The organism is Leucobacter viscericola, assembly GCF_011299575.1.
Classification (GTDB): Bacteria; Actinomycetota; Actinomycetes; order Actinomycetales; family Microbacteriaceae; genus Leucobacter; species Leucobacter viscericola.
Genome location: NZ_CP049863.1, coordinates 1,494,659 through 1,506,613, shown reverse-complemented (window position 1 = coordinate 1,506,613; position 11,955 = coordinate 1,494,659). Strand labels below are relative to the sequence as shown.

The 11,955-nt window shown below is 54.7% G+C and carries 7 protein-coding genes; 6 read left to right on the top strand and 1 reads right to left on the bottom strand.

The window, feature by feature from the left end; genetic code table 11:
- Window positions 1-67 precede the first annotated feature (67 nt).
- Complete coding sequence (locus tag G7068_RS06860) at window positions 68-349, bottom strand: pyrophosphorylase (RefSeq protein ID WP_166290522.1); 282 nt, start codon at window positions 347-349, stop codon at window positions 68-70.
- Window positions 350-745: 396 nt separating this feature from the next.
- Here G7068_RS06860 and G7068_RS06855 point away from each other — a divergent pair, with 396 nt between their 5' ends.
- The 6 genes from G7068_RS06855 (at window position 746) to G7068_RS06830 (ending at window position 11,913) form a co-directional block, all read left to right on the top strand.
- Window positions 746-3,268, top strand: coding sequence for a hypothetical protein (locus tag G7068_RS06855; RefSeq protein WP_166290520.1), 2,523 nt, complete (start codon window positions 746-748; stop codon window positions 3,266-3,268).
- On the top strand, window positions 3,265-4,632 hold the full coding sequence (locus G7068_RS06850) for an ABC transporter substrate-binding protein (RefSeq protein ID WP_166290518.1): 1,368 nt from the start codon (window positions 3,265-3,267) through the stop codon (window positions 4,630-4,632). Before G7068_RS06855 ends, G7068_RS06850 begins: the two co-directional genes overlap by 4 nt.
- A gap of 8 nt (window positions 4,633-4,640) precedes the next feature.
- Window positions 4,641-8,942: an FtsK/SpoIIIE domain-containing protein gene (locus tag G7068_RS06845; protein ID WP_166290516.1), complete on the top strand. Its 4,302-nt coding sequence runs from the start codon at window positions 4,641-4,643 to the stop codon at window positions 8,940-8,942.
- Window positions 8,942-10,336, top strand: a complete 1,395-nt coding sequence (locus tag G7068_RS16320) for a hypothetical protein (RefSeq protein WP_205881367.1) — start codon at window positions 8,942-8,944, stop codon at window positions 10,334-10,336. The genes G7068_RS06845 and G7068_RS16320 overlap by 1 nt, the downstream gene beginning before the upstream one ends.
- A gap of 30 nt (window positions 10,337-10,366) precedes the next feature.
- Complete coding sequence (locus G7068_RS06835; RefSeq protein ID WP_166290514.1) at window positions 10,367-10,726, top strand: hypothetical protein; 360 nt, start codon at window positions 10,367-10,369, stop codon at window positions 10,724-10,726.
- A 194-nt stretch (window positions 10,727-10,920) separates the two neighbouring features.
- Entirely contained in the window at window positions 10,921-11,913 is a 993-nt protein-coding gene (locus G7068_RS06830) for a hypothetical protein (RefSeq protein WP_166290512.1), read from the top strand.
- Window positions 11,914-11,955 lie beyond the last annotated feature (42 nt).

Sequence of the window (11,955 nt, the reverse complement as noted above, 5' to 3'; positions counted from 1 at the left end):
TTCTTGGTGCAGAGAATCGGTTTGGATCTCGGAACAGGTCCGCGATCCAAACCGAAACTGCGTCTACCTAGGAAGCACCACCGGCGGTGAAGATATTCTGCGCGATGGTGTCGAGCTGCTCGCGCAGGCCATCGAGCTCCGTTTTGACGTTGTCGAGAGCCGTCTTTGTGTCGGGCCAAACTTCGCCGCGGAACTTGATTGCGAGAGGGCCGTCCCAGACGTTCGGATCCGACAGAACCTTGCCCTGTCCGTCAAGCTTTGTGATCTCGTCTTGAAGACCACCGGTGATAATCGCCTTAACCTGATTGATGGCATCTTTGGCTTGTTGGGTTGAAAGTACGCGTGACATAGAGATTCTCCTGAGTGTTCTTTAAGTCAGACCCGGGGAGGGTCTAATGGATCACGCTACATTGCAACTAAAAACATAAGCAAATTAATTGTTCACAGTTTGCTCTAGAATGTTTGAGTATTGAGACTTGTTTTTGTTTCAAGGCAAAAGTTTTTGTTTTGACCGCAAGCAAGTTTAGAAAACTCCCCCGATTCAAACAGCAGCAGCGCTTGCTTATCTCGAGAAATTGAGTCTACAAAATTGAATTCTATACACAAAGTAAACACAAGGTCAACGCTACATAGACGTGGCGCTCGAATAGTAATTGCTGGACTGGCTATTGCTGGTATTACCTTTGCGCCAGCGTGCAGCTTATTGAATGCAGAGGTAGACCAACCGACGAAGGTGCTCCAATCAGTGAGTGTCAGCCTGGGGTCCAACGGCAAAATTTCTGCAGTTGATGGTTCTGCCATCTACCTTGATGAGATAGCAGGCAGGACCAGTTCTTCTGCAACGAGCTATGTGCCACGCGACGTGGTGAACGACCTTCCGGTAAGGGTGACAACTCGGTATCTTGCCGGAGATAAGACCGGTGAAAACCTAGAGGACCTTGCAGGCTACACCGGTCAAGTCGAGATCGAGGTCATGTTGGAAAACTTGACTGTTGCCTCACGTGACGTGGAGTTTGATGCCGCTGGCCACTCTTATAGTGCCCCCGCGCTCGTCGGCACACCTTTGAGCGTTGCAGCAGCTGCAACGCTCAAAGGTGTAGACCCTGGTGAGCTCGTGTTTGATGCCGATAAGGATGCTGCAAATACTAACGGAGTGGTGAGCGTCGGTGCTGATGGTAGAACAGTTGTGCAGTGGGCTACGCTGCTCGCGCCACCGCATGCAGAAGCGACCGCCACTCTTCGTCTAGTTGCGAACGTGACTGATTTTGCGGTGCCCGATATTGATATCGCGGTACAAGCTGGACTGCAGAGTGATCTGAGCTTCGATGGTGTGCTCGCGTCTGCCTTCAATAATGGCCCGAATTCTGAGATTGGCATGCAGCAGAAAGCGATTTCTCTTGTTGCTGAGGTGAACGAAGTGCTTGCGAGAGCGGGTGGAACGATTACCGAAGTGAGAAAGAACCTGAATGACACGTCGGGCACCCTTGGCGTTCGTGCCGCTGAGCGGCTTCGCAGCAGCAGTACATCTTTGACTGAACAAATGAGCGCCTTGAGTGAGCAGCTCACCTCGCTTGAGGGCACTCTTAATGGATCCGTGAAATCTACGCAATCGGCCATGACATCGCAGCTGTCGGAGATCGTGTCTTCCATGAACTCGATGCTGGGCACCACAACAGGTCATCCATCCAGCTACTTGGACGGATCCGGTTGTTTGGCCAAGGTGAAAACGAGCGAGGCGAGCGGGACACTTTTCTCGACGATCTTGCAATTATCGGGATTGTTGGATGGGTACTCGAAGGCCAACGCCAGCTGCCGAGATCAGGTGGTCGAAGAGATTAATGCCCTTCTCGGACCTGAAGTGCCCGATGCGGATGCATGCGTAGAGACATCGATGACCTGCTCACTCTTTGAAGCAAAGGGTGTTATCAGTGGTGCTTTGATGCAGTTTGTGGCTGACAGCCAAGACATTTTAGACGAGCTCGACGGTCAGAAGGTGAACGATGCAATTGGCCTGCATGGGCAACTTGGAACGACTCTGAGTGGTCTTGAAGGGCTTATTACCAAGTTGGATGCGGGCGTGATTGACGAGAGCACCTGGAATGAAATTGACATCGCGCTAGGTAGTGCGAATTCGCAGGCCGCCAGTCTCGCCGCGCTTCAAGAGAACGCGGCAAATAACAGAGACGCGCTAAAAAATGGCGGTGAAGTAGACCAGCAACAACAGGCACTCGCTGCTCTTATCTGTTCCTCCGGTATTGATCCCGTGACTGCCGAGCAATTGCGGGCCTACTTGACCGATACGAAGTGCGATCACACACCGCAAGATCCAAGCCTGATTCCGGCTGAGGGCACGTTCCAAAAGCAACGTAATGATCAGAGGGCGGCTTGGGATCAAGTAGTCGCGGCGATCCCACTGAAAGACGCGCCCTTGACTCAGCTTCAGGATGACCTTGCCAAACTTGGTACCAAGCTCAGCGCGCTAAAGACTTCGGTCGGTAGCCCCGGCTTCCAGGGAATCAAATCAGAGCTGAGGGCACTTAAAGATGATGCTGACGAGAAATATGACGATCTTGGCTTGAAGCTGGGCGAAATCAAGGTTAATCAGGAGCACGTCTCTGATTCCTTGACCGACTCCCTTCAAGACCATGCTGGTGAAGCGAACGACACTATTTCAGAAGACCTTGATGAACGGATTAGCGTTGTGCATCAGCGTGTCACTCGCGGTCGCGATTCTTTAGTTGAATCATTTAATCTCACCATCGACGGTCTCGCTGCTGCTTCGAAGAAGGTACGCACCGAGGGCAAAACGCAGATTGATGGACAAAAGGCAAAGCTCAACGATGCAAAGCTCAAAGCCACCGAGGCCCTCGACAAGCAGACCATAAGCGCGCTGGAGCACATTGCAGCTAGCACTGACAGATCGACGCAGAACGTGACGGCAGCATCTGCCATGCTTGCAGAAAGCTTGAGCAAGGTTGTGCTTGACCTTGGGGATCCGAAGGTCAAGGGATCGGGAATCTTGGGGGCAATGTCGAAGAGTGCCGCCCAGTCCGACACCGCGGATTATCAACTTGCACTCGCGTCTCAACGAGCTTCAGGTTTCGCCAACGTGCGGTCCGACGATATCGCCGGGTTGAGGTTGCGTCAGGCGCAGTTTCAGGCATCGATCGAGTCTGTGGCTGAGCTTCCCGCATTTCATCTAGATATTGCCGCGGGAGCAACTTCGCAGACCATTTATTCATTCCACGTAAAAGGAGGCGACAAATGAGCCGGAAACTGCTTGTTTCACTCATTAGCGCTGTGGCGGTCGTGGTCGCCGTTGTGCTTGTGGTTGTTTTCCTCTGGATTCCTCGTTCCCAACCTAAACCTGACCCGATCGCGGCAACGGTTCCCGTGGCTCTTTCCAAAGCGAATCTGCCGAAGGGGGTAAAAATCGGCATCATCGTCACTGCCGGTTCAGGCGCGGCTGAAGGGGCTGAATGGCGGGCTGCGGCTGAAGGAGCACGTGTAGCACAACAACGACTCGCGTTGGGTGGGACGCAACTTAAGCTCGTTACCGAAGACGATCGGGGCACTTCTGCGGGTGGCAAAGAAGCGGTTGATGCACTCATTGACGAAGATGTCGCTGGGATTGTGTTGGCAAGTTCGGGAAAGCACCTGGGCGGTGCAATCGAGGCAGCGGCAGAAGCTGGGGTGCCGGTTATTCTGCCTTACGCCCAGCCTCCCAAGGGTTCAGAAAGTGTCTGGTCCCTCGACAGTGCGGAGACAGACAACGCAGAAAAGCTTGAGAGCGTTCTCTCTGAGTATCGTCACCCGCTTTTTGTCGATGCGGGTTCGACGTTACCTGAAGGGGTTCGTATTGATGACCGGGTCGCTTATAAATCAGGTACTGAACTCCCAGCTTTTGTGGACACTCTTGTTCACCGTACGGGAACCGACGCACTTGCTGGTGGGGCCTACGGTGGAGGCGAACACGAAGACGAACCTAAAAAAGAACCAGTTGAGGATCCGGCCGATGCGCTCTTGATAAGCGGGAACCCAGCGCTGCAAGCGACGATTGTTGCAGCTCTGCAGCAGCGGGGAGTCTCCGTGCCGATCCTCATGACTCCTGAGGCGATAAGCCCTACGTTTTCGGCAACTCTCCTTGAGCGAGGGGGCAGCGTGACACCGCAGCTGCGTACGGTGGGAAACCAGTGGAATGACACGTTGGCGCTAAATGCTGATGCTCAGGGGCGTTCAATGTCAGCATTCCTAGCTGCAACCCGCCAGTTCACCTACGACAAGAACATCAAGAATCTCTCAGAAGATGCGTCATTCGACGAGGTGGCAGGTAACGCAGACGTGCGTAGCCATGACGCAGTCATTGCTCTGGTAGAGGCTATTTCGCAAGCGAACAGCATCGAGCCTAAAGAGGTCGAGCGCAAACTCAGTGGCCTCACGCTGAATTCCGGTGATGGTATTGCGGGTCCTGATCTTGACTTTTCCTCACCTGAAGCGAATAAGGGTGAAGTGAGTGTGATGCGTGCGACGGACCAATACCTAGGGCTTCGCTCGCAGGTTGAAAACGGCACTGACCGATTGGTGTGGTTCACTGAGCCAATTTCTGACGGTACTCAAGTGAGCGCGGAATAGGAGAGGCCATGCGGGTACTCATCGATCTTGGTGGCCAGCAAGAGGTAATTGAACTTGCAGATTGGCAACCTGAAGCAACAGTGGCGCAACTGTGTGCCGCCGCCGGAATCCTTGGGTTAGAACCAGAAGAGCAGTTATTTCTGGACGGGGCGCCGGTTACGGGGGCGACCAAGCTCCAGGAGGTTGTGATGCTTGAGGGGTCCGTGCTAGCGCGCGAGGCTCCTTCCCCCGTGCAGCGTGTGCACGCTTGGAACGTGTCAATCTCGGGTGGGGTTGCAGTAAGTGACGTTGTTGTTATTCCGGGTCACCGGAAGCTCGTGGTTGGGCGCGCCCCACAAGCTGACCTCGTCTTGCCGACCGATAGTGCCTCATGGCATCATTGCACGCTTGAACTTGAACCCGAAGGTGTTCGTCTACGCGATGCAGGTTCTACAAATGGCACTGTGGTCGATGGTGCAAAAATCGATGACGAAGGCGTGCTGATCTCTGAAGCAAAAACCGTCATTGCAGGCGGGGCTGTGCTCAGTATTCGACCAAAATTGGAGGAGAGTCCGGCGCCCGCACCTGGTAGCTTGGCGAATCTCACTCCAGCGGCAACTGCCCCTTTTAATCGCCCTCCGCGGCCGGGACGCCCTGCACCACCCGACGCGCTTGAACCTCCCGTTCAGAAGGATGTGCCTGCTGCATCAAAGTTCAGCTATATTTCTATACTTGCCCCGCTCGTAATGGCGGGGGTGCTGATTGTCGTGATGAAAGATGCAAGGTTCGCAATGTTCGCGATCCTGAGCCCCATCATGGGAATCGGCATGTGGTTCGAACAGAAACGTCGTCGCGCAAAGAACCTGAAAGAAGAAGAGGCTCGTTTCAGCGAAGCACTTGAGGCGTTTCAAGGAGAGATTCGTGAAATCGCTGCTGATGAGAGCTTAAGGCGGCAAAGCAGTATCCCTGATCCCGGTCTTTTGATGCGCCGCCCTACACTCCCGTCAACGTTGCTGTGGCAGAGGCGAGTGGCGGCCGATGACTTCCTGAGCTTGCACATTGGTGTTGGCGACGTGCCTTGGAAACCTGAAGTGAGCATGCAGGGCGTTGCTCGCCTGGATGATCGAGTGAAGCAGGTTCTTGAAGAGAGTGTGCTGCCTGCTGCTCCCGTGCTGGGAGAACTCGGAAACAGCGGTGTCATTGGCATTGTCGGAGATCGCGATGGAGCCCTCGCTCTCGCAAGAAGTCTCATCATGCAAGCCGCTGTTCACTGCGGACCGGCAGATCTCACTATCGGTCTGTTCTGCGATGGTGGACGTGAGACTGACTGGGAGTGGGCGGCCTGGCTGCCCCACACAAGACTCGCTGGAAGCAGCGAGGGGGCTCGGTGGATGTCGAACAAGCGTGAACAGAGCGCTTCAATGTTGCGAAATTTGCTTGACAGTATTGAGGCACTGCCTACTCCAACTCTGCTAACTGTGTTGGACTCAGAAGTGCTCACAGAAGGTCGGGACGCACCCGCACGAGAATTGCTTGGGCTGGGGCGAGTAGCGCCCGGATCCCGCGAGTCTCAAGATAAGATTGTGCGTCGAGTGAGCGGAATTGTCATTGCGACAACCTCCGATAAACTTCCTGCTGCGTGCACCGCGGTTATCGAAGTCGGGCAGGATGCTGCCGCTACAGTTCACCACCCTGAAGATCTCACACGTGTGGAAGACGTGATCCTTGCAGGTATCAGTGTTGAGAGCGCCGAAACCTCTGCGAGGAGACTTGCCCATTTTGAGGATCCAGAACTTGTTGTTCCAGGAGCTTCTCTGCCCTCATTAGTGCGGCTTCCTGAATTGCTTGACGCGAGGCAGCTTGATGCGGATGCGATCCAACGCATGTGGGCCGCCCCAACTGGCATGTCGACACCAGTTGGTCTTGGGGAATCTGGTGTGCTTGATCTCGACATTGTGAAAGATGGGCCACATGGCCTAGTGGGTGGTACCACTGGTTCGGGTAAGAGCGAGTTTCTACGTTCTTTTGTCGCCGGGCTTGCGGCACGCAATGACCCTACGAGGCTGAACTTCATTCTGATTGACTTCAAAGGTGGAGCCGCATTCAAAGCTTGTGAACGGTTGCCACACACAATTGGAACGATCAGCAACCTAGACGAGCAGCTTGCGGATCGTGCGCTTCGTGCGCTTGAAGCAGAAATGGAGAGGCGACAGCGTCTGTTTGCTGCGGCCGGCGAAGACATTGACAATCTACCGGCCTACCTTGCGACCAAGCCAGCTGAACCGCTCCCTAGACTGCTCCTAGTTATTGATGAGTTCGCCATGCTCGCAAAGGACTTTCCTGATGTGCTTGCATCACTCGTGAGTGTTGCGGCTGTCGGACGTACCCTCGGTGTTCACATGATTCTTGCGACGCAGCGCCCTGCGGGCGTGGTGAACGAAGATATCCTTGCGAACACTAACCTGCGAGTCGCGTTGCGTGTGCAGAGCCGTGAAGACTCCAGCAACGTGATCAGTGTGCCTTCCGCCGCGAGCATTGGACGTGCGCAGATGGGTAGGGCGTATGTGAAGCTCGGTCAAGATGACATCACGCCAGTACAGACGGCGCTTGTTACAGGACGAGCGAAGCAAGATCTCGCCGAGGTTGTTGAGGTGAGAGAAATTGGATTGTTCGGTGTACCGATGCCGCGCAAGTCTGCTATTTCGGCAAAGGCCAGCGACGCAAATGATCTTGACTTGTTGATCGATGCTGTTGTTCAGGCAAACGAACTGAATGGCTATGCGCCACCTCGTCAAGTGTGGCCGGAGGCTCTTGGCGAACAGGTCAACCTTGACGGATACAAATCGAATCCCGAGAACACAGAAGTTGACGTGGCAGCCCGACCGACGCCCGCTACGGGCGGCATGCACGATACGACCGTAAACGTTGCACTGGCAGACGAACCCGACCTTCAGCGACAATCACCCGCTGGATGGAACCTCGCAGAGGGTAACCTGCTGCTGTTAGGAATTGCCGGTAGCGGCACGAGTACTACCCTCGCCTCGATTGCCCTTTCCGTTGCCGCGACAAAGGCACCTGATGAGGTAGATATTCTGTGTCTCGATGTTGGGTCACGGGGGCTCGCTTCGCTCGCCGGCCTACCGCACACAGTTGCATATGTTGGCTCAGGGCCAGGGGCCAAAGAACAGCAAGCGCGGTTCTTGCGGCACTTGACTGGCGAACTCGCGAGACGTCGAGAAACAAATGGTCCGCACCGGCCTACTATCATCTTGATCGATGGTTTCGCGGCGATGCGCGATGAACTTCAAGACTTTGAAGGGCAGCAGCTGCTGGATTCGTTCTACCGGGTCTATGCCGATGGGCCAGCGTTCGGAATGCACTTTGCAGTGACGACGACTCGTGCGAAGTCTGTTCCTTCTGCGATGGATGAGGTGACGACGCAGCGTTGGGTGTTCCGGCTCGCTGACGTGTTTGATTACTCGAACTTTGGGGTGAAGGGCAAAGACATTCCGGCGACGATTGCTGGGCGATGTGTCGACGCGACCACACTGCTGCAGATGCATATTGCGACCGCGCCTCAGGGAATGGAAGTCGCTGTGCAAGAGGCGAAGTCTCGTTGGGCGGGGGCGGCAGCGAAGGCGGATGTAATCGGATCACTTCCCGACAACGTGCTTGCTTCGAGTCTCGTGGCTGCCCTGGATCTCACGGGGGAACCGTTACGCTTTCCGATTGGAGTGCGGGAAGACACGCTTACAGCGGGGTTGGTTGAGCTCTACGAGGGTGAGCATGCGCTGATTGCAGGGCCTGCGAGAAGCGGGAAGTCGACGCTACTGCTTGCACTGGCTGAAGTGCTCCGGTCAGGGGAGACCAAACCGGCAGTATGGGGTATTTATGATCGTCGTTCGCCTTTGGGAAGCGCGGCCCTCGACAGGTCGGCGTCGGGTGCTGACGAGATACCAGCGTTGTTGTCGGCCTTGCAACTGGAAACTGGTCCCGTGTATCTCCTGATTGATGATGCGGAGCGAGTGGAGGACGCTGACCAGGCACTTCAGAAACTTGCCGAGTCGAATCATCCTGGACTGTGCATGATTGCTGCGGGACGGTCTGCTGATCTGCGGAGCATATATAGCCATTGGACGAAGAGTCTGCGGAAGTCGCGCTGTGGGGTTCTGCTGCAACCCGATACTGATTTTGATGGCGAACTGCTGAGCGTGTCGATACCTCGGCGTGCGCCTGTGGCGATTACCACGGGGCGTGGGTATTTGTGTGTTGGTGGTTCGGTTGCGCTCGTGCAGACGATGAGCCCGAGTGCGGAAGGTGCAGGTCTGTAATGGTGATTGAGTTTGATGATGCGGCTGCTGATGGAATTGCGCAAGCTGCGCGAAATGCTGCGACGGAGTTACGGGCTCAATCGGCAACTAGGCGCAGTGCTGCGGAGAACGTTGCAAAGGATTTTAGCGGTCATTATGCAAACCTTCTCAAGACTGCTTGTCTGATTGAATCGGAAGATCGAATCAACCTTGCTGGCATTCTTGAGTCTCTTGTTACCCAAGTAGAAGCAGCGAAAACGAGAGCGACTGAAGAGAAGCAGCGAGCTGCTGACCTGTCGGCCTGGCAAGACCGGGAGGACGCAAGGGATAGAAAACGGGCAATGGATGCCCTGTCTCCTGGTGCTCCAAATCCAGTGGCTGAACCCTACGATCCTAAACCGTCTGATACTCCCTTGAGCCCACCAAGCGTTTCCGCTGCGTTCTCGGCGCGCGAGCGGAACCGGGCAGCTAGCATTCTAGGAGGTTCGAGTTCAGCGAACCCTAACAGGCTTCGTAGCTTCGTGACTAGTTCGAACGGACTGAATACGAGCCTTGAAAACCAGTTAACAAGCGTTAAGAGTGCCTGGACGAGGTTTACATCAAGCTGTGGATGGGTCAATTTCGGATCAGCCACGTTCCTCGCAGGGTTTGAGAAATTACTTGCCGAAAACCGGGCGGACGCGTTATTGGTAGAGAAAGTTGCCGCAGCTTTTGAACTGGCTGGGGGTGATCAGTCGCTGCTTTCCCCGAACCAGTTACAATCCACACTGACTGACGCCACCATTGGCACCTCGGTTGAGCTTATGGTGCGGTATCGGACCGGGCTCATAGTGCCCGGTGAAAATGCGGAACGTTTGGCAAAACTATTTGAAGCTCAAGATAAGTTTTGGCCTAAGGAACTCGTCAAGGGCAAAATATACTCGGTTTCTCCTTCCGGGCTTCTTATTCCAGAAGGCTCTCTGCCTGCGCCTCCGGTGCCCCCGGGCAAGCTGGATCATCCAAAGGGGTGGTCGACCCAGAAATGGCTCACTCCGAGTTCAACTATCGGCACACCACCTCAGTGGGCGAAGTGGGGCGGTCGTGGCTTGGGGGTGGCTGGTACCGGCATCACACTCTGGAGCACTTACTCGAGTAGTTACAACTCGACATTGACAAAGTACCCGACATGGGACGAAAGCCAGAGACAACAGCGAGCATTAGAAGACACTGCTTTTGTAGGTGGACACTCCGCTCTGGGAGCTGCTGGAGGCGCATGGGCGGGAGCATCTATTGGGGCGGCGATAGGTTCGATTTTTCCCGGTCCAGGAACCCTTATCGGGGGAATCATCGGAGGTGTGATTGGCGGAATTGCTGGTGGAATGGCTGGCAACAATGCTGCTCAAGCTACTGCTGATTATGTTCGTGGGGAGAACTGAATTGTTTAGTTCGACAAGAATGGACGCCTGATGATTTCGGTATTTGTGGTGTCATTTGGTGTCATTCTGATGCTTTCTGGTTTGCTTGCATATCTTGGGAAGTGGACGGGATGGGCTGAGTCTTCGGCGTATCTGATTTGTGGAGGGTTTGCTGCTCTGTTTTTCGGTGTGGCGTTTGTGTTCCCCTACATCCATGCTGCGTTGGTGCCAAAGGGAAGTATCCTGAGTGGCTGGTTGGTGCCTATCGCGGCCACTTTGTGGGGCGTGAGTATTATCGGGTTTTGGTGGCTGCCATCGTTTTTGCTGCCGAAATGGTTTATTCAGGGGCGAGAAGAGCGTCGGCGACTTGAGCGGTTGGCCAGAGATCTGAAGAAGGGGCTGAACCTATGAGAAGCGAGCAGGGTGATTTCAGCGAAGAAGTAAAAGATGAAGTTGTTGTGCTTGAAACTCTCACTCCACATTTTGTGGTGAGGTACCCAAGTTTCTTGCAACCTCTTACGTTTGCAGGGGCCGACCTTGTGCTTGGTCTGCAGGATGAGCGTCTCTCGTTCCGACCAAATATTGTGTTTACCTCGGTGCCCAGTGTGGAACCTCTGGTCGATGCGTCGGTTGTTGCGTTGCGTGCAGCGACTGAGCAGCATCCTGGAGCGAAAGTTCTCAGCGTTGATTTCTTCTGGGGTGCGCTTGCGTCGATCGAGGAGCCTGCCCCGGGGCGTGCGATCCTGTTTAGCTATCCAGACGGAGCGGGCCGCGAACTGCTCGCAAAGAAGTGGGTCTTTGCAACTGGACGGCATCATCTTCACGTGGTTGCTACTTACCTCCCTTCGCAGGCAGCAGATCTTGAAGAAACGTTTGATTGGATCGCTAGGTCGTTGCGCCTCCGAGATGAGACTGGCAAGGCACTTGAAGCGGCAGCGATGGAGGGTCATGCGCTCCTAAATGAGAAAGCTACTGTGCGTGCTGGGTTTCCTATCGAGCAACTGGATAGACTTCAAGAACTGCGCGCTCATACCGAACGAGAGTTTCCTCGTGAGGAGTTAGCCACGGTTGCCGCTGTGCGGGGACTAACAGGTTTTGAGGATCGGCTCCTGGGGATCCATGTCAGGTGTGGCGCGGTGACTGGCAGCTATAACGCACTTTCCACGGAACCTGGCGTCGCGGTTGTCCGTTCTGGTGGAACATCTGCCTTTGATGTCGTCGGAGATACCTGCGACCTCTATGGCCTCAGCGGAGAGCAACTTCTCGCTGATGTTTTTGCCTGGACTGGGATCACACCTGGATTCGTGTTTGACGGTGGCCAAACATTCGAACTTTCCGAATACGAGAGGAACGTTCGTGGAATCAACGATCAGGTCTCCGAGGGAGCTTGCTGGACTGAATGCCAGTTCGAGTTCTCTTTGCAACACCAGTGGGTGATCGTGCTCGTTCCTTCACAGGGTTGGTTTGAAGTCGTAATGCCAAGCTCTGAAGTGGTTTCGTTGCACCCGCTGCCTTCAGCGCGATTTGTGAGCGTGATTCAGCAGCGGCTTTCTGAAGCATTCGTTTCCTCGGATAAGTCAAACGACAAGTTTGCTTGAGTCAAGACTCTGCCGTGTGGACGCAAATATTATTTCGGTGTA

Coding starts and splice junctions, on each gene's coding strand:
- G7068_RS06835 (WP_166290514.1), top strand. CDS start 10,367: ATGATTTCGGTATTTGTGGTGTCATTTGGTGTCATTCTGATGCTTTCT.
- G7068_RS06860 (WP_166290522.1), bottom strand. CDS start 349: ATGTCACGCGTACTTTCAACCCAACAAGCCAAAGATGCCATCAATCAG.
- G7068_RS06845 (WP_166290516.1), top strand. CDS start 4,641: ATGCGGGTACTCATCGATCTTGGTGGCCAGCAAGAGGTAATTGAACTT.
- G7068_RS16320 (WP_205881367.1), top strand. CDS start 8,942: ATGGTGATTGAGTTTGATGATGCGGCTGCTGATGGAATTGCGCAAGCT.
- G7068_RS06850 (WP_166290518.1), top strand. CDS start 3,265: ATGAGCCGGAAACTGCTTGTTTCACTCATTAGCGCTGTGGCGGTCGTG.